Origin of the sequence: Variovorax sp. UC122_21, from assembly GCF_044056785.1 — a bacterium.
Taxonomy (GTDB): Bacteria; Pseudomonadota; Gammaproteobacteria; order Burkholderiales; family Burkholderiaceae_C; genus Variovorax.
In genome coordinates, this window is sequence record NZ_CP172004.1 from 2001285 (window position 1) to 2018609 (window position 17325).

Below are 17325 nucleotides of genomic sequence, written 5' to 3' on the forward strand. Positions count from 1 at the left end.
CTACCAGCGCGCGCCCCAGCGCTCGAGCGGCACGCGCGCCGCGTTGCAGACGTAGCTCACCGCGTGGTACCAGCCCGCGAGCATCATCAGCTCGAGCAGTTGCGCGTGGTCCCAGTGCTCGCCGAGGGCGTCCCACAGCGCGTCGTCGATGTCGCCGGTGTCGTGCAACTGGTCGACCATGCGCAGCAGCAGGGCGTCGCGCGGCTGCAGCGCGTCCAGGTCGGCATCGCGTTCGGCGGTCGCGCGCCGCTCGGCCTCGCCGAGGCCGGCCGCGTCGGCGAAACCGCTCCAGTGCACGCCCCATTCGTACTCGGCGCCGCAGCGCGCGCACACGCGCAGGATCACGAGCTCGCGCTCGCGCAGCGAGATCGAGGCCTTGCGGCCCAGGAAGTGGCGGCCCAGCTCGAGCGTGCGCTCGGCGAGCCGGGGATTCACGGCCATCACCCGAAACAGGCCCAGCACCTCGGGGGCCTGCGGTGGCGTCATGCGCGCGAGCAGTTCGGCGATGCCTTCGGGGTAGGGCGCCTCGAGCGGCGGGATGCGGGGCGCGGTCTCTGCAGTCATGGGAATTCCTTGCATAGAATGGCTCGAAATCGCTACGAAATCCGTAGCGTTGCTCCAGTCTATCGCTACGGAATGCGTAGCGCAGTAACGCACGCGACTCGCCCAACGAAACATGCAAGAGAACGAACCCGCCGAAGCCCCCACGGTGCACCGCCGCCCCGTCATGCGGCTGCTCGAGCAGCTCGGCCGAAAGGGCACCCTGCGCGTGCTGTGGGAGCTGCGCGACGGCCAGCCGCAGAGCTTTCGCGCGCTGCGCACCAGCTGCGACGAGATGTCGCCCTCGGTGCTCAACGATCGCCTGAAGGAACTGCGCGCCACCGGGATCGTGGCGCTGGTCGACGCGGGTTATGCGCTGACCGAGTCGGGCGCCGAGCTGGTGCGGCGGCTGAAGCCGCTCAACCAGTGGGCCGACCGCTGGTTCGTCCCATGACTCGGGGCACTTCCGGGCGCCGGGGGCGGTCTCCAGGATCGTCCGGATGACCGGCGCCGCAGCCTGCGATCCGAACGGCGAGCACTTGGCGTCGTTCCGCGCGCCATGGCCGCGCTGCGGACCGAGGCCGGGCGCGGCGGGACTTAACATCCGCCCATGTCCGCCACGACCCTGCTGCTGCAACTGATCGTCATCCTCGGCACGGCCCGCGTCTGCGGATGGGTGCTGCGCCACCTCGGCCAACCGGGCGTGGTCGGCGAGATGGCCGCCGGCCTGATGCTCGGGCCGGCCGTCATGGGCGCGCTGTTCCCCTCGCTGCATGGCCAGATCTTCGCGAAGGAGTCGCTGGGCGGCCTGTCGGCGCTCGCCACCGTGGGCCTGGTGCTGTTCATGTTCGTGGTCGGCCTCGAGCTGCGCGCCTCGCAGGGCGTGAAGGCGCAGCTCCAATCGGCCGGCTGGGTCGGCATCGCGAGCGTGATCGCGCCGCTGGGCCTGGGGCTGGCGATCGCGCCCGCGCTGCACCCTTCGCTGGCGCCGGCCGGCGTGGGCTTCTGGCCCTTCGCGCTGTTCATCGCGGCGGCGCTGTCGATCACTGCGTTCCCCGTGATGGCGCGCATCCTCAAGGACCGCGGCATGACGCGCACCCCATTCGGCCAGCTCTCGCTGGGCGCGGCCGCGGTGGTCGACGTCTTCGCCTGGGTGCTGCTGGCCTTCGTGGTGGCGCTGGCCGGCGCGGGCGAGGGGTTCCTCGGGCTGCTGCGCACCGGCGGCGGCGCGGTGGCGCTGTTCGCCTTCCTGTTCCTCGGCCTGAAGCCGGCCTATGCCTGGCTGCTGCGCACCCGCGCGCCCGACGGCGAGCCGTCGACCACGGTGCTGGCCTCGCTGATGATCGGCCTGCTGGTCTCGGCCATGCTGACCGAGTGGCTGCACCTGCATGCGGTGTTCGGCGCCTTCCTGTTCGGTGCCTGCCTGCCGCGCGACGACCGCCTGCTGCGCTCGCTGCAGGAGCGCATCGAGCCGCTGTCGATCGTGCTGCTGATGCCGCTGTTCTTCGCGCTCGCGGGGCTGGGCACCACCGCCAGCGCCTTCTCGGGCGCGGGCATCGGCGCGCTGCTGCTGATCGTCGCGGTCGCGAGCGTCGGCAAGCTGGCCGGCGGCGCGATCGGCGCGCGCCTGGCCGGCTACGGCTGGCGCGACAGCCTGGCCACCGGCGCGTTGATGAACGCGCGCGGGCTGATGGAGCTGATCGTCATCAAGATCGGCCTCGACGTCGGCCTGATCGGCCCCGAGCTCTTCACCATGCTGCTGGTGATGGCGCTGGCGACCACGGCGATGACGGGGCCGCTGATCCATCTGGTGCTGGGGCGCAAGGCGCGCGCGGCCGAGGCGGCGCGCGCGGAATCGTAGGCGCGGGCGTCCGCGTCTTGCGCGCGGACCAGGGCGAGGGCACCCAGGGCGCGGGCATCAGCGCGGCGCGCTGCATCGCGCAGCGGAAAGTCGGGTCGAGAAAGGCAGGGGCATCGGCGGCTCCGGTTCGAAGAGGCGCGCATCCTCTGCCCGGCCGTCTTTCCACGGGCTTACCGCGCGCAGGCGGGCCGGTAAGACCGCGGTAAGACTGCCGCATCGAGCATCCGGGCTTCCCTGACAACCCGATTGGCTTCGCCATGCCGCGTGCTTCCTCGCTCTCTTGCTTCTCCTTCTTTTCCCGTTGCCTGCCCGTGCTCGCGGGCCTGTCGCTGGCCCCGTGGGCCGTGCCCGCCTGGGCACAGGACACGGCCCTCGAACAATCGCTCGCCGAGCCTTCGGCCGCCCCGTCCGACGACCGCGCCCGCTGGGGCCTGGGCATCGCGGCCGGCGTCAAGCAGCAGCCGTACACCGACGCCGGCAACAAGACCCAGGGCCTGCCGCTGGTCTATTTCGAGAACCGCCATGTGCGCGTGTTCGGCACCGGCGCCGAACTCAAGCTGCCGGCGCTTGAGCTGGGCGGCCGCTCCTCGCTGTCCTTCGGCCTGCGCGCCCGCTACGGCCTGGGCGGCTACAAGCCCGACGACGCACCCGTGCTCTCGGGCATGGAGGAGCGCAAGGGCAGCATCTGGCTCGGCGCCGGCCTCGTCTGGCGCAACGAGCTGGCCGACGTCTCGCTCGAATGGCTCGGCGATGCCTCGGGCAAGAGCAAGGGCCAGCACCTGCGCCTGGGCGTGCAGCGCGACTTCCGCGCCGGCCGCTTCACCTTCACGCCGCGCCTCGAGGCCGTGTGGGTCGACGACAAGTACGTCGACTACTACTACGGCGTGCGCGCGCAGGAGGTCCGCATCGGGCGGCCGCTCTACCTGGGCCGCTCCAGCGTCAACACCGAGATCGGCCTGCGCGTGGGCTATGCCATCGACCGCCACCAGTCGGTGTTCGTCGACGTCGGCTCCACCCAGCTGGGCAAGCAGATCAAGAACAGCCCGCTGGTGAACCGCTCCAGCCTGGGTTCGGCCTCGCTCGGCTATCTCTACCGCTTCTGAGGCATCCTCGGACGCATGAACCGCATCGCGCTGATCGAGGACCACGAACGCATGGCCGCGCTGGTCTGCAAGGCGCTGTCGGGCGCGGGCATCGAGGCCGATGTCTTCGGCCGCATCGACAGCGCCGCGCATGCGCTGCGCGGCACCGACTATGCGGCGCTGGTGGTCGACCGCGGCCTGCCCGATGGCGACGGCCTGGAGCTGGTGCGCCGGCTGCGCGCGGCCGGCACGCGCACCCCGTGCCTGATGCTGACCTCGCGCGATGCGCTGCACGACCGCGTCGATGGCCTCGAATCGGGCGCCGACGACTACCTGGCCAAGCCCTTCTCGATGGAGGAACTGGTGGCGCGCGTGCGCGCGCTGCTGCGCCGGCCGGTGCAGCTGCAGAGCCTCTCGCCGGCCCATGGCGACATCCGCATCCAGCCTGACAGCGGCACGCTGGCCTGCGGCTCCGAGGCGGTCACGCTGGCGCCGGCCGAGCTGCAGATCATGCTGTGCCTGGTACGCGCCGGCGGGCAGACCGTGCGGCGCGGCGCGCTCGAATCGGCCGCCTGGGGCCTGTCGGAAGCGGTCACGCCCAATGCGCTCGACGTGGCCCTGCACCGGCTGCGCAGGAAGCTGCAGGCCGTGGACTCGAGCCTGCAGATCGCCAACGTGAGAGGCCACGGCTATGCGCTTCGCGCCGCCGCGTAGCCTCGGCACGCGCCTGCTGGCCACCTACGTGGCCGGCGTGCTCGTGTGCATCGTACTGATCGCCGCGGGCGGCGCCGTGGCGCTCTCGCTGCGCGGCCAGGTGTTCAACGAGAGCATCGCCAACCATGCGCGCCTGATCGGTCGCGCGTTGCGCTTCGACGGGGCCGGGCAACCGGTCGGCTTCGACGAATCGCGGCTCGCGATGTGGCTCTACGCGGGCATGGGGCGCGAGACCTCGGTGCGCGTGTTCGACGCGGCGGGCCGGGTCGCGCTGCCCGCGGGGCACGGCCTGGCGGCGCTGCGCGCGGAGAACGGCAGCTTCGAGCCGGAGGGCCATTCCTTCGACGCGGTGGCGGACGGCGTGCCGGTGCGTGCCGCGACCCAGGCCATCGAGCATGGCGGGCAGCGCTGGTACGTGCAGGTGGCGATCAGCCAGCGCCTGATCGAGCTCATGGACCGCGGCGTCGGCCTGCCGGCGCTGGGGCAGGGCATGCTGTTCGCGGGGCTGGCGTCGGTGCTGCTGTTCGCCATCGCCATGTACTTCACGCTGGGCCGCATGCTGCGGCCGCTGCGTGCGGCGTCCGACAGCGCCGCGCGCATCACGCCGCGCACGCTCGATGCGCGGCTCGAGGTGCGCGGGCTGCCGTCCGAGATGCTGCCGCTGATCGAGGCCTTCAACCGCGCGCTCGACCGGCTCGAGCGCGGCTATGTCGCGCAGCAGGATTTCCTCGGCACGGCGGCGCACGAACTCAAGACCCCGCTGGCGCTGATCCGCGCCCAGATCGAGCTGCATGGCGCGGGCGATGCCGGCTTCGATCGCGAGGCGCTGCTGCGCGACGTCGACCAGATGGCCCGGCACGTGAACCAGCTGCTGCACCTGGCCGAGGCCACCGAGCTGCGCAACTACGAGATCGGCCTGGTGCACCTGGCCGCGCTGGTGGACGAGGTGGGCGACTACCTGGCGCGGCTGGCCGAACGGCGCCAGGTGCGGCTCGACCTGCGCGTGGCCTCCGAGTCGCTCGGCTGGCGCGCCGACCGCGGGGCGCTGTTCACGCTGCTGAAGAACCTGCTCGAGAACGCGATCCAGCATTCGCCGCCGAACGCGACGGTGCGGCTGGTGGCCGACGAACAGCGGATCTCGGTGCGCGACCAGGGGCCCGGGCTGAGCGCCACCGAGTTGCCGAAAGTCTTCGAGCGCTTCTGGCGCGGCGCCGGACGGCGCGACGAAGGCTCGGGCCTGGGGCTTGCGATCTGCCAGGAGATCGCGCTCGCGCATGGCTGGCAACTGACGGTGCGCAGCGCGGCACCGGGGGCCGAGTTCGTGGTCGCGCGCGAAGCCTCCTAGCGGGTCCTAGCGCGGCGTCATCGACGGCGCCGCGGCCGCCGCCTGCGCGCGCAACTGCAGCGCCGCTTCCAGCCGCAGCCGTTCCTCGGGCGTGAAGAGCTGCTGCTTCATCTGTTCGAGCGACTGCGCATCGGCCTTCGCCGACTGCAGTGCCGCGTACTGCGCGAGCCGCCCCTGCCAGTCGCGCTCCTCGCGGTCGAGCTGGGCGAGCTGCTGCGCGGCCGGCGCGCCGTACTGCGCACTGCGCTCGGCGAAGCGTTCCTGGTCGCTGGCGCCGCGCGCCTCGAGCGCCGCGGTCTGCGAGGCCACCTGGAGCTGGGCCACGGTCCCGGCGCGCTGGGCGCGCTGCGTCTCGCCGAGGCTGCGCTCGTTGTCCTCGAGCGCGGCCTGGCGCTGCGCGGGCGTGAGGCCGGCGTTGCGCTCGATCTCGAGCCGCGCGAGGCTGTAGCGGTCGAAGTCGTCGTCGGCAGCGAACAGCGCCTGGTATTCGTCGGGCATGAAGTGCCGCTCGCGCACCCGGCGGCGCGCCTCGACCGTGTCGCGCAGCGCGCGCGGATCGCCGAGGTCGGCCGGCAGCTGCAGCGCGCCGAGCGCCACGCGGTAGTCGACGTAGCGGCCCAGCAGCGCGCGGGCGCGCGCCGCCTCGTGCGGCGCGAAATGCGTGGGCACCAGCGCCTCGACGCGGCGCTTGAGCTCCTCGGGGCTCGCGGCCTCGCCGGCTTCGAGCAAGAGCGCCTCGATGCGGTCGCGCAGGTGCGGCGTGAGGAAGCTGTCGGCGATGGCGGCGGGCGCGGTGGCCGCGGGTGCCTGCGGCAGCGGCGCGGGGCCGGCCGATGTGGCCTCGCCGGTGCGCGCCTCGCCGTCCGCCGGGCCCGACGCGCCGAACCACCAGCCGCCGAGCGCCACCACCGCGACCGCGGCCAGAACCAGGGGCCAGCGGCGCGTCACAGGCCGATCTGCTTGAGGCGGGTGGCGTGCTGGCGGTACAGCGCGACCGGATCCGGCGCGAGCCAGTCGCGCACGCCGAGCAGCTGGTTCACCTCGTCGAGGTGGTTCTGGCGGTAGTTGCCCCAGATGCTTGCCCAGGCGCGAGGAGCACACGGCCACGAGGCCGTCGTTGGTCTCGCCGAAGCTCAGGCCCAGCAGGCCGAGCGAAGCATCGCTGGGGTCGAGCAGGTTGGTCACGGGCTGCTTGCCGGTCCACGAGTAGTAGCGCACGCCGCTGACGACCTCGGCGCCGTCGCCGCAACCCGTGGGCACGGCCTGCGGGAAGCGGCGCGTGAAGTCGGCCGAGCCGGCCGCGGTCAGCGAGTTCAGCGCGGCCACCGGCATCTGCGGCAGGCCGGTGCCGCCCGAGCCGAGGTTGATGAGCGCGACGAAGGCGTTCACCGCGCCGTTGAGCACGCTCTCGCCGAGCGAGCCGGCCGGCACGGTGCCGCGCAGGATGTCGGCCACGCGCGAGCCCTTGTGCGGGCCGGCCACGGAGGTGACCGAGGCCACCAGCTGCGGCGCCACGCCGGCCACGTAGCGCACGGTCGGGCCGCCATGCGAATGGCCCACCAGGTTGACCTTGGCGGCGCCCGTGATCGCCAGGATGTTCTTCACCTGCGCGAGCAGCTGTTCGCCGCGCACCTCGGTGCTGTTGGCGGCCGACACCTGCGCCACGAACACGCGCGCGCCGCTGCGCTGCAGCGCCGAGGGAATGCCGTACCAGTAGTCGACGCCGAACAGCGAATCGAAACCGAACAGGCCGTGCACGAGCACGATCGGGTACTTGGTCTGCGTGGCGGTGTCCTGCGCCTGCGCGGTGGCCGCGAAACTGACCATGCCCAGCAGGGCGAGGACCGTGGAAAGCGCCAGGCGGCGCAGCAGGCCACCGAAAAATCCATTCATGCTGATCTCCTTGGGTGCCGGTCAATAAACGAACGTCCGTGCTTTTTATTGAGGGCGGATTCTTGGGGGCGCAGCCCCTGCGTCGTATCGGGATAAACCCGGCTTGGCCGACGAAAGGTACGCGCAGTTCCGCGAAGGAAGCCCAAAGTTCTCGGGCGTTGCGGGGACGATGAAGAAGAAAGGCGTCAGCGGCTCGCGGCGGCCGACCGCTGGCGCATCACCGGTTGCGTTGGCACCGTGAAGCCGATGCGCGTGGTGCCGTCCTGGCTCGATGCGAACACGCGGCCGCCATGCATCCGTGCGATCGCCTCCACGATGGCCAGGCCCAGCCCATGGTGGCGGGCCGAGCCGTCGCGCGCCGGGGCCGCGCGGTAGAAGCGCTCGAACAGGCGCGGCAGTACCTCGGGCGCGATCGGCGCGCCGCGGTTGACGAGCGCCAGTGCGATCGCATCGCGCTGGCTCCCGGGGCCGCTGTCGGGCCCGATCTCGATCGCGATGGCCGAGTCCGGCGCGGCGAAACGGATGGCATTGCCCAGCAGGTTCGACAGCGCGCGCCGCACCAGTGCGGCATCGACGTCGACCCTGGCATCGCCTTCGACGCGAGCCCGCAGCCCGGCCTCCTCGAGCATCGCGTCGTGGAAGTCGATCACGTCCAGCGCCTGCGCCGCCAGGCTCACGGTGGCGCGCGAGCGCGTCGCGCCGCCGCGCTCGGCCTGCGAGAGGAACAGCATGTCGGTCACGATGCCCGAGAGGCGCCCGATCTCCTCGAGGTTGGAGGCCAGCACGGCCTGCAGTTCCTCGTTGCCGCGCGGCCGGGTCAGCGCGAGTTCGGTCGAGCCGATCAGGTTGGCCAGCGGCGTGCGCAGCTCGTGCGCCACGTCGGCGTTGAAGGACTCGAGCTGCACGTAGGCGCGCTGCACACGCAACAGCAGTGCGTTGAACTGCGTGATCCAGGGTTGCAGCTCCTCGGCGAATGCCTGCGCGTCGATCGGCTCGTTGGGCCGGTCGGGCGCCATCGCCGCGGTGCGCTCGGCCAGCGCCTTCAGCGGCCGCAGCCCGCGCCGCACCAGCCAGAAGCCGGTCAGCGAGACCAGCGCCGTGCCCAGCAGCACCGCGCCCAGCAGGGTCCAGGCCAGGCGCTCGAGCAGGCGCGCGTCGTTGGTCACGCTGATGCCGATCGAGACCGTGAGCGGCCCCGCCTGCGCGCCCGGCGCGCGCCACGGCATGCGCCGATCGCTGCGCACCCAGCGCCCGCCGGCCGGCGGCGCGGGAGCGGAAGATGACGTCGCCGGTGGCGGTGACGATGGAGAGGCTGAACTCGTCCTCCATCGAGAAGAAGTCCTCGAGCTTGTGCCGCAGGGTCGAGAGATCGCCGGCCCTCTCGCTCTCGGCCAGCAGGTGCTGCACCAGCTCGGCCTTGTGCGCGATCTCGGTGTCCTGCTTGGCGCCGAAGTTCCAGGCCGTGACGAGGTAGACCGCGAGGCACACCACGCTGAGGCCGAAGAAGGTCTGGGCCGCGAACCAGAGCGACAGCCGGCGGCGTATCGAGGGCGCGCGCATGCTCGGGCCTTCAGGCCCAGGAGCGGTCTTCGAGCACGTAGCCCATGCCGCGCACCGTGTGCAGCAGCTTCACCTCGAAGGGATCGTCGATCTTGCCGCGCAGCCGACGGATCGCCACCTCGACCACGTTGGTGTCGCTGTCGAAGTTCATGTCCCACACCTGCTCGGCCAGCGTGGTGCGCGAGAGGATCTGGCCGCGCCGGCGCAGCAGCACCGTCAGCAGCATGAATTCCTTCGAGGTCAGGTCGACGCGCTTGCGCGCGCGCTGGCACTTGCGGCTCGCGAGGTCGAGTTCCAGGTCGGCCAGACGCAACAGTGTGGCGTCTTGGGCCTGGCCGCGGCGCAGCAGGGCCTGGATGCGCGCGAGCAGTTCCGAGAACGAGAAGGGCTTGACCAGGTAGTCGTCGGCGCCCTGCTGCAGGCCGTTGACGCGGTCCTCCACCTTGTCGCGCGCGGTCAGCACCAGCACCGGGACGTTCTTGGTGCGGCGTATCGCCTTGAGCACCGCGAATCCGTCGATGCCCGGGAGCATCACGTCGAGCAGGATCAGGCCGTAGTCGCCCTCGGTGGCCAGGTAGCGGCCTTCGATGCCGTCGCGCGCGATGTCGACGACGTAACCGTTCTCCTCCAGGCCCTTCTTGAGGTAGTCGCCCAGCTTCGGGCTCGTCCTCGATGACAAGAATTCGCATCGCCGGATGGTAATGAAACAGGGGCTCCGCAGGGGGTTACAAATTCGTAATCCGCATGACGGACAAGGGCCCATCGAGGCGTCGTACTGTGCGCTGCACCCGCATTCCGTGGGGTCTTGAGAGGCCCGGCACCGCAAGTGCCGTCGATATACTCCCGCTCCCATGCGCCGCTGGCTGTTGATCTTCCTGGTGTTCCTGCTTCCGCTCCAGTACAGCTGGGCGATGTCGGCCGCCTATTGCGCGCACGAGCAGGACGCGCAGACGCAGCACTGGGGCCACCACGAGCATCCGGGCAACGCGGCCGAGGATCGCAGCCACGCCGACGCCGGCACGTCGAAGGACGCCGGCAACGCGCCGAACCCCGCGATCGGCGATTGCGCCCTGTGCCACTTCGGTCATGCGCAGCACGCGGTGGCCGCGCCCGCGGTGATGCCCGGCCTCGCATTCGATCCGCAGGGCCCGCGCGCCGTGCTCGCCGAGTCCTTCGACTCGCACATTCCCGAAGTGCCCGTGCGTCCCGCATGGACTCTCGCCGCCTGATCCGGCGAGAGCACGCCTTCATAACCTTTCAGCACTGACACCGTTCATGCACTGAGCTCTCGCCGGATTTTCCCGTTCGTTGTTTCGCAACCCAGGAGAATCCGATGCGCACGCTCTTCGTGCCGCTGGCCGTGTTGGCCTTGGCGGTACCCCCGGTCTTCGCCGAGCCTTCGCTGCCCGCGCAGCAGGCCGCGGCCGGCACTTCCATCTCTTCATCGCAGGCAGCCGCCAGCCTCGAGCCCGCGGGCCCGCTGACCCTGCGCGGCGCGCTCGCGCTGGCGTTCCAGGCCGATCCCGGCCTGTTCGCGGCGCGGCGCGAGCGCGAGGCCACCGATGGCGCGCTGCTGCAGGCCGGTGCCTGGCCCAATCCCACGCTCGACGTGACGCTCGAGGACACGCGGCGCGACAACCGCACCACCACGGTCCAACTGAGCCAGCCGATCGAACTCGGCGGCAAGCGCGCGGCGCGCGTGAGCGCGGCCGAACGCGCGCGCGACCAGGCCGAAGCCGCGCTCGCGGCCAAGCGCGCCGATCTGCGCGCCACCGCGATCACGCTGTTCTTCGAGGTGCTGTCGGCGCAGGAACGACTGCGGCTCGCGCAGGACTCGGTCGGCCTCGCGCAGGCGGCCACGCGCGCCGCGGCCAACCGCGTGGCGGCCGGCAAGGTCTCGCCGCTGGAGGAGACGCGCTCGCGCGTGGCCGAGGCCGGCATCCGCGTCGAGCTGATGCAGGCCGAGGGCACCCTGCGCACCGCGCGCCAGCAGCTCGCGGCGCTGTGGGGCAATCCGGCGCCGCGCTTCACGCAGGTCGACGGCGCGGTCGACAGCCTGCCCCAGCCCCTGGGCGAGCAGGAGCTGGCGCTGCGCCGTGCCGAGGCACCGGCGCTGCGCCAGGCGCGGCTCGAGGTCGAGCGCCGGCGCGCGCTGTCCGAACTGGAGCGCGCCAGGCGCATTCCCGACGTGACCGTGTCGCTGGGCGCCAAGCGCGTGCCGGCCTCCGAGGCCGAGGGCGGTGCCGGCGGTTCGCGCCGTGACCAGGTGGTGCTGGGGCTGTCGGTGCCGCTGCCGATCTTCGACACCAACCGCGGCAACCTCGCCGAGGCCCTGAGCCGCGAGGAGAAGGCGCGCGACGAGCTCGCCGCGGCCGAACTGCAGCTGGGCGCCGACCTGGCGCAGGCGAGCGAACGGCTGCGCTCGGCGCGTGCCACGGCCCAGACCCTGCAGCGCGACGCGCTGCCCGGCGCGGCCGAGGCCTGGCGCGCAGCCACCAAGGGCTTCGAGCTCGGCAAGTTCAGCTTCCTCGAGGCGCTCGATGCGCAGCGCACCTTGTTCCAGGTGCGCGCGCAGTACCTGCTGGCGCTGGCCGAGGCGCACCGCGCCGCGGGCGAGCTCGACCGGCTGCTCGGCACCGAGGGCCTGGCCGACGACCTCGCCACACCGGCCCCCATGGCCACCACTCCGTCTTCCGCTTCTTCCGCTGTCACCCGCTGAGGTTTTTTCATGAGCATCGAACAAGAACGCAAGAGCCCCACGTCCGCGGTGGGCCGCAAGCAATGGATCGCGATCGCCGTCGTGCTGGCCGCGGGGCTGGGCATCGGCGCGCTGATCCTGCGCGGCGAGCCCGGCAAGTCCGGTGGCGGCGGCCATGCCGAATCGGCCGCGCATGCCGACGAGGAGCATCACGAGAAGAGCGGCAAGGAAGCCGCGGGCCACGGCCATGACCACGAGCATGCGAAGGGCCATGCCGATGGCGAGCACCACGAGGAGGAAGGAGGCAAGGGCGAGAAGAAGGCCGGCGACGACGGCCACGGGCACGGGGCCAAGGAGGAGGCCAAGGGTGAAACGAAGGCCGAGCCCAAGGCCGCCGGCGGCCACGAAGACGAGGACCGCAGGATCGCCTTCACCGAGGCCCAGATCCAGGCCGCCGGCATCGCGATCGAGACCACCGGCCCCGCGAACATCCGCACCGCGCTGCAGCTGCCGGGCGAGATCCGCTTCAACGAGGACCGCACGGCGCACGTGGTGCCGCGCGTGCCGGGCGTGGTCGACAGCGTGCCGGCCAACCTCGGGCAGGAGGTCAAGCGCGGCCAGGTGCTGGCGGTGATCTCGAGCCCGGCGCTGTCGGAGCTGCGCAGCGAGCTGCAGTCGGCGCAGCGCCGGCTCGAGCTCGCGCGCAGCACCCACGAGCGCGAGAAGAAGCTGTGGGAGGAGAAGATCTCGCCGCAGCAGGACTACCTGCAGGCGCAGCAGGCGATGCAGGAGGCGCAGATCGCGGTCGCCAACGCGAACCAGAAGCTGCTGGCGCTCGGCGCCGTGCCGGGTTCGGGCGGCGGCGCGCTGGGCCGCTACGAGCTGCGCGCGCCGTTCGACGGGCTGGTGGTCGAGAAGCACATCTCGCTCGGCGAATCGGTCAAGGAGGACGCCAACGTCTTCACCGTCTCCGACCTCTCCAGCGTCTGGGCCGAGATCAGCGTGCCCGCGCAGCACCTGCCGCTGGTGCGCACCGGCGAGACGGTCAACATCCGCTCCACCGCCTTCGACCAGGTGGCGCAGGGCAAGGTCTCGTACGTGGGCGCGCTGCTCGGCGCGCAGACGCGCACCGCGACCGCGCGCGTGACGCTGGCCAACCCGCAGCGCGTGTGGCGCCCGGGGCTGTTCGTCAACGTCGAGCTGGTGGCCTCCGAACTGCAGGCGCCGGTCACGGTATCGGCCGAGGCGGTGCAGAGCGTGGAGGACAAGCCCACCGTGTTCCTGCGCGTGCCCGGCGGCTTCATGCCGCAGGCCGTGCAGACCGGTCGCAGCGACGGCCGGCGCATCGAGATCACCGGCGGCCTGAAGCCGGACCAGCCCTATGCCGCAGCGGGCAGCTTCGTCGTCAAGTCGCAGCAGGGCAAGGCCTCCGCGACCCACACCCACTGAGGGCGCACGATGTTCGAACGTGTGATCCGATTCGCCATCGAGCAGCGCTGGCTGGTGCTGCTCGCGGTGCTGGGCATGGCCGCGCTCGGCGTGTTCAGCTACCAGAAGCTGCCCATCGACGCGGTGCCCGACATCACCAACGTGCAGGTGCAGATCAACACCGCCGCGCCCGGCTACTCGCCGCTCGAGACCGAGCAGCGCGTGACCTATCCGATCGAGACCGTGATGGCCGGCCTGCCGGGCCTGCAGCAGACGCGCTCGCTGTCGCGCTACGGCCTGTCGCAGGTGACGGTGATCTTCAAGGACGGCACCGACATCTACTTCGCGCGCCAGCTCGTCAACGAGCGCATCCAGTCGGCGCGCGAGAAGATGCCCGAGGGGATCTCGCCGGTGGTGGGGCCGATCTCCACCGGCCTGGGCGAGATCTACCTCTGGACCGTGGAGACCGAGGAGGGCGCGAAGCGGCCCGACGGCCAGCCCTACACCTCCACCGACCTGCGCGAGATCCAGGACTGGATCATCAAGCCGCAGCTGCGCAACGTGCCGGGCGTGACCGAGATCAACTCCATCGGTGGCTACGCCAAGGAGTTCCAGATCGCGCCCGATCCCGCTAAGCTGCTCGCGCACGGCCTCACGATGACCGACATCGTGACCGCGCTCGAGCGCAACAACGCCAACGTGGGCGCGGGCTACATCGAGAAGCGCGGCGAGCAGTACCTGATCCGCGCGCCGGGCCAGGTGAAGTCGGCCGAGGACATCGGCAACGTGATCCTCGGCAACGCGCAGGGCGTGCCGCTGCGCGTGTCCGACGTGGCGCAGGTCGGCATCGGCCAGGAGCTGCGCACGGGCGCGGCCACCGACAACGGCCGCGAGGTGGTGCTCGGCACGGTGTTCATGCTGATCGGCGAGAACAGCCGCAGCGTCTCGCAGGCGGTCGACCGCAAGATGCAGGAGATCAACCGCACGCTGCCCGAGGGCGTGAAGGCGGTGACGGTGTACGACCGCACGGTGCTGGTCGACAAGGCCATCGCCACGGTGAAGAAGAACCTGCTCGAGGGCGCGGTGCTGGTGATCGCGATCCTGTTCCTGTTCCTCGGCAACATCCGCGCGGCCATCATCACCGCGCTGGTGATCCCGCTGTCGATGCTGTTCACCTTCACCGGCATGGTGAACCAGCGCATCAGCGCCAACCTCATGAGCCTGGGCGCGCTCGACTTCGGCATCATCATCGACGGCGCGGTGGTGATCGTGGAGAACTGCGTGCGGCGCCTGGCCCATGCGCAGGCCCACAAGGGCCGGCCGCTCACGCGCAGCGAGCGCTTCCACGAGGTCTTCGCGGCCTCGCAGGAGGCGCGCCGGCCGCTCTTGTTCGGCCAGCTGATCATCATGATCGTGTACCTGCCGATCTTCGCGCTCACCGGCGTCGAGGGGAAAGCTGTTCCACCCGATGGCCTTCACGGTGGTGATCGCGCTACTGGGCGCGATGATCCTGTCGATCACCTTCATCCCGGCCGCCGTGGCGCTGTTCATCGGCAGCAAGGTCGGCGAGAAGGAGAACCGGCTGATGACCTGGGCGCGGCGCGCCTACGAGCCGCTCTTGGCGCGCGTGATGAAAGCCAAGCCGCTGGTGATCACGCTGGCCTCGGTGGCGGTGGTGCTCTCGGGCCTGCTGGCCACGCGCCTGGGCACGGAGTTCGTGCCCAGCCTCGGCGAGGGCGATTTCGCGATCCAGGCGTTGCGCATCCCGGGCACCAGCCTCACGCAGTCGGTCGAGATGCAGCAGCAGCTCGAGCGCACGCTGAAGGCGAAATTCCCCGAGATCGAGCGCGTGTTCGCTCGCACCGGCACGGCCGAGATCGCTTCCGACCCGATGCCGCCGAACATCTCCGACGGCTACATCATGCTCAAGCCCGAGAGCGAATGGCCCACGCCCCGGCGCAGCCGCGCCGAACTGCTGGTGGCGGTGCAGGAGGAGGTCGAGCAGCTGCCGGGCAACAACTACGAGTTCTCGCAGCCGATCCAGCTGCGCTTCAACGAGCTGATCTCGGGCGTGCGCAGCGACGTGGCGGTGAAGATCTTCGGCGACGACATGGCGGTGCTCGAGAAGACCGCCGCGCAGGTGGCGGGCGTGCTCAACGGCATCGGCGGCGCGGCCGAGGTCAAGGTCGAGCAGACCACGGGCCTGCCGATGCTCACGGTGGAGATCGACCGCGGCAAGACCGCGCGCTACGGCCTCAACGTGGGCGACGTGCAGGACGCGGTGTCGATCGCGGTCGGCGGCCGCGAGGCGGGCACCCTGTTCGACGGCGACCGGCGCTTCGGCATCGTGGTGCGCCTGCCCGAGAACCTGCGCACCGACCTGGAGGCGATCCAGCGGCTGCCGATCGCGCTGCCGCGCGGCACGGCGGCGCCCGCGGGCATCGCCGGCGGCACGGTGCAGGGCGCCACCGGCGCCGCGCCCGAGGGCCAGCGGCTGAGCTTCATCCCGCTCGGCGAGGTCGCCACCTTGTCGCTCGCGCCCGGTCCCAACCAGGTCAGCCGCGAGGACGGCAAGCGCCGCATCGTGGTCAGCGCCAACGTGCGCGGGCGCGACCTCGGCTCCTTCGTCGCCGAGGCCGAGCAGGCAATGCAGTCGGTGCGCATTCCCGTGGGCTACTGGACCGACTGGGGCGGCCAGTACGAGAACCTCGAGTCGGCGACGAAGCGGCTGCAGATCGTGGTGCCGGTGTCGCTGCTGCTGGTGTTCGTGCTGCTGTTCGCGATGTTCGGCAACCTCAAGGACGGCCTGCTGGTCTTCACCGGCATTCCGTTCGCGCTCACGGGCGGCATCGTGGCGCTGTGGCTGCGCGACATCCCGCTGTCGATCTCGGCCGCGGTGGGCTTCATCGCGCTGTCGGGCGTGGCGGTGCTCAACGGGCTGGTGATGCTGTCGTTCATCCGCAACCTGCGCGAGGGCGGCCTGCCGCTCGACGCGGCGATCCGCGAGGGCGCGCTGACGCGGCTGCGGCCGGTGCTGATGACCGCGCTGGTGGCCTCGCTGGGCTTCGTGCCGATGGCCATCGCCACCGGCACCGGCGCCGAGGTGCAGCGGCCGTTGGCCACGGTGGTGATCGGCGGGATCCTGTCCTCGACCGCGCTCACGCTGCTGGTGCTGCCGCTGCTCTACCGGATCGCGCACCGGCGCGACGAGGACGAGACCGAGGAGGAGATCCGCGAACGGCAGCAGGGCGCGCCCATCGAGCCCGAACCGCAGGCATCCCATGGCCCATGAGCATTCGCACGGCGCGGGCGCCAACGAGAAGGCGCTGCGCTGGGCCTTGCTGCTGACCTCGACCTACCTCGTGGCGGAGGTGGTCGGCGGGCTGGTCTCGGGCAGCCTCGCGCTGCTGTCCGATGCCGCCCACATGTTCACCGACACGGTGGCGCTGGCGATCTCGCTGGCCGCCATCCGCATCGGCCAGCGGCCGGCCGACCGGCGCCGCACCTTCGGCTACCACCGCTTCGAGATCCTCGCGGCGCTGCTCAACGCGGTGCTGCTGTTCCTGGTGGCGATCTACGTGCTCTACGAGGCCTGGCGGCGCATCGCGGCGCCGGCCGAGATCCAGTCGACCCTGATGCTGCTGGTGGCCGCGGGCGGGCTGGTCGTCAACCTGGTCGGCATGCGCCTGCTGGCCGGCGACAAGGACAGGAGCCTCAACGTCAAGGGCGCCTACCTCGAGGTCTGGGCCGACATGCTGGGCTCGGTGGGCGTGATCGTCGGCGCCCTGGTGATCCGCTTCACCGGCTGGGCCTGGGTCGATTCGCTGATCGCGGTGGCCATCGGCCTGTGGGTGCTGCCGCGCACCTGGCGCCTGCTGCGCGAGAGCCTCAACGTGCTGCTCGAGGGCGTGCCCGACGAGGTCGACCTGCCCGAGGTCGAGCGCGCCCTGCTCGCGAGCGAGGGCGTGGCCAGCCTGCACGACCTGCACGTGTGGGCGCTGTCCAGCGGCAAGGTGAGCCTCAGCGTGCACGTGGTGAGCGCGCCCGGCGTCGACGACCTCGCGCCGCTGGTGCAGCGGCTGCGCGCGCTGCTGGCCGAGCGCTTCGACATCCACCATTCGACCGTGCAGGCCGAGCGCGTGCCTTGTGAGCAGGCGGGGGAGACGCACGGCTTCGGCGCCTGAGCGGTTCGTGACTCGCGGAT

12 protein-coding genes and 3 pseudogenes are annotated in these 17325 nt (G+C 71.3%); 10 read left to right on the top strand and 5 right to left on the bottom strand.

Going from position 1 to position 17325, the window contains the following annotated elements; genetic code table 11:
* Positions 1-564 carry a carboxymuconolactone decarboxylase family protein gene (locus ACHMXE_RS21810; protein WP_395351231.1) on the bottom strand — a complete coding sequence of 188 codons (564 nt, stop codon included), beginning with the start codon at positions 562-564 and terminating at the stop codon, positions 1-3.
* 112 nt (positions 565-676) lie between these two features.
* On the opposite strand from ACHMXE_RS21810, the gene ACHMXE_RS21815 reads away from it, so the two are divergent.
* From ACHMXE_RS21815 to ACHMXE_RS21835, 5 genes are all read left to right on the top strand, one after another.
* The gene (locus ACHMXE_RS21815; RefSeq protein WP_203201961.1) at positions 677-994 is read left to right on the top strand and encodes a helix-turn-helix domain-containing protein; all 318 of its coding nucleotides are present in this window, start codon (positions 677-679) and stop codon (positions 992-994) included.
* A gap of 156 nt (positions 995-1150) precedes the next feature.
* Entirely contained in the window at positions 1151-2401 is a 1251-nt protein-coding gene (locus tag ACHMXE_RS21820) for a cation:proton antiporter (protein WP_209543495.1), read from the top strand.
* A 257-nt stretch (positions 2402-2658) separates the two neighbouring features.
* A complete protein-coding gene (locus ACHMXE_RS21825) occupies positions 2659-3504 on the top strand; it encodes a MipA/OmpV family protein (protein ID WP_395351232.1) in 846 nt (281 codons plus the stop codon).
* Between the two features lie 15 nt (positions 3505-3519).
* The gene (locus ACHMXE_RS21830; RefSeq protein ID WP_395351233.1) at positions 3520-4197 is read left to right on the top strand and encodes a response regulator transcription factor; all 678 of its coding nucleotides are present in this window, start codon (positions 3520-3522) and stop codon (positions 4195-4197) included.
* Positions 4175-5542: an ATP-binding protein gene (locus ACHMXE_RS21835; protein ID WP_395351234.1), complete on the top strand. Its 1368-nt coding sequence runs from the start codon at positions 4175-4177 to the stop codon at positions 5540-5542. The genes ACHMXE_RS21830 and ACHMXE_RS21835 overlap by 23 nt, the downstream gene beginning before the upstream one ends.
* Before the next feature lie 6 nt (positions 5543-5548).
* Here the strand turns inward: ACHMXE_RS21835 and ACHMXE_RS21840 are convergent, their stop codons facing one another.
* The 4 genes and pseudogenes from ACHMXE_RS21840 to ACHMXE_RS21855 all read right to left on the bottom strand — a co-directional run bounded on the left by ACHMXE_RS21840 (position 5549) and on the right by ACHMXE_RS21855 (position 9684).
* A complete protein-coding gene (locus ACHMXE_RS21840; RefSeq protein WP_395351235.1) occupies positions 5549-6490 on the bottom strand; it encodes a lipase secretion chaperone in 942 nt (313 codons plus the stop codon).
* A pseudogene (locus ACHMXE_RS21845) lies at positions 6487-7435 on the bottom strand (esterase/lipase family protein). The gene ACHMXE_RS21840 and the pseudogene ACHMXE_RS21845 overlap by 4 nt, the downstream one beginning before the upstream one ends.
* Before the next feature lie 185 nt (positions 7436-7620).
* Positions 7621-8661, bottom strand: a complete 1041-nt coding sequence (locus ACHMXE_RS21850) for a heavy metal sensor histidine kinase (RefSeq protein WP_395351236.1) — start codon at positions 8659-8661, stop codon at positions 7621-7623.
* A gap of 344 nt (positions 8662-9005) precedes the next feature.
* A pseudogene (locus tag ACHMXE_RS21855) lies at positions 9006-9684 on the bottom strand (heavy metal response regulator transcription factor).
* A 162-nt stretch (positions 9685-9846) separates the two neighbouring features.
* Here ACHMXE_RS21855 and czcI point away from each other — a divergent pair.
* The 5 genes and pseudogenes from czcI to ACHMXE_RS21880 all read left to right on the top strand — a co-directional run bounded on the left by czcI (position 9847) and on the right by ACHMXE_RS21880 (position 17305).
* Positions 9847-10224, top strand: a complete 378-nt coding sequence (czcI, locus tag ACHMXE_RS21860) for a cation efflux protein, CzcI family (RefSeq protein WP_395351237.1) — start codon at positions 9847-9849, stop codon at positions 10222-10224.
* Between the two features lie 104 nt (positions 10225-10328).
* Positions 10329-11714 (top strand): TolC family protein, encoded by a 1386-nt coding sequence (locus ACHMXE_RS21865; protein ID WP_395351238.1) that lies wholly within the window; start codon positions 10329-10331, stop codon positions 11712-11714.
* Between the two features lie 9 nt (positions 11715-11723).
* Positions 11724-13142: an efflux RND transporter periplasmic adaptor subunit gene (locus tag ACHMXE_RS21870; RefSeq protein ID WP_203201952.1), complete on the top strand. Its 1419-nt coding sequence runs from the start codon at positions 11724-11726 to the stop codon at positions 13140-13142.
* A gap of 9 nt (positions 13143-13151) precedes the next feature.
* Positions 13152-16413: pseudogene (locus ACHMXE_RS21875) on the top strand (CusA/CzcA family heavy metal efflux RND transporter).
* Entirely contained in the window at positions 16403-17305 is a 903-nt protein-coding gene (locus tag ACHMXE_RS21880; RefSeq protein ID WP_395351239.1) for a cation diffusion facilitator family transporter, read from the top strand. Before ACHMXE_RS21875 ends, ACHMXE_RS21880 begins: the two are co-directional and overlap by 11 nt.
* The last annotated feature ends 20 nt before the right edge of the window (positions 17306-17325 follow it).

Excerpts from the sequence above, each read along its gene's own strand:
- ACHMXE_RS21815 (WP_203201961.1), top strand. The coding sequence starts at position 677 with ATGCAAGAGAACGAACCCGCCGAAGCCCCCACGGTGCACCGCCGCCCC.
- ACHMXE_RS21830 (WP_395351233.1), top strand. The coding sequence starts at position 3,520 with ATGAACCGCATCGCGCTGATCGAGGACCACGAACGCATGGCCGCGCTG.
- ACHMXE_RS21810 (WP_395351231.1), bottom strand. The coding sequence starts at position 564 with ATGACTGCAGAGACCGCGCCCCGCATCCCGCCGCTCGAGGCGCCCTAC.
- ACHMXE_RS21835 (WP_395351234.1), top strand. The coding sequence starts at position 4,175 with ATGCGCTTCGCGCCGCCGCGTAGCCTCGGCACGCGCCTGCTGGCCACC.
- ACHMXE_RS21825 (WP_395351232.1), top strand. The coding sequence starts at position 2,659 with ATGCCGCGTGCTTCCTCGCTCTCTTGCTTCTCCTTCTTTTCCCGTTGC.
- ACHMXE_RS21865 (WP_395351238.1), top strand. The coding sequence starts at position 10,329 with ATGCGCACGCTCTTCGTGCCGCTGGCCGTGTTGGCCTTGGCGGTACCC.
- ACHMXE_RS21870 (WP_203201952.1), top strand. The coding sequence starts at position 11,724 with ATGAGCATCGAACAAGAACGCAAGAGCCCCACGTCCGCGGTGGGCCGC.
- ACHMXE_RS21850 (WP_395351236.1), bottom strand. The coding sequence starts at position 8,661 with ATGCCGTGGCGCGCGCCGGGCGCGCAGGCGGGGCCGCTCACGGTCTCG.
- ACHMXE_RS21880 (WP_395351239.1), top strand. The coding sequence starts at position 16,403 with ATGGCCCATGAGCATTCGCACGGCGCGGGCGCCAACGAGAAGGCGCTG.
- ACHMXE_RS21820 (WP_209543495.1), top strand. The coding sequence starts at position 1,151 with ATGTCCGCCACGACCCTGCTGCTGCAACTGATCGTCATCCTCGGCACG.
- czcI (WP_395351237.1), top strand. The coding sequence starts at position 9,847 with ATGCGCCGCTGGCTGTTGATCTTCCTGGTGTTCCTGCTTCCGCTCCAG.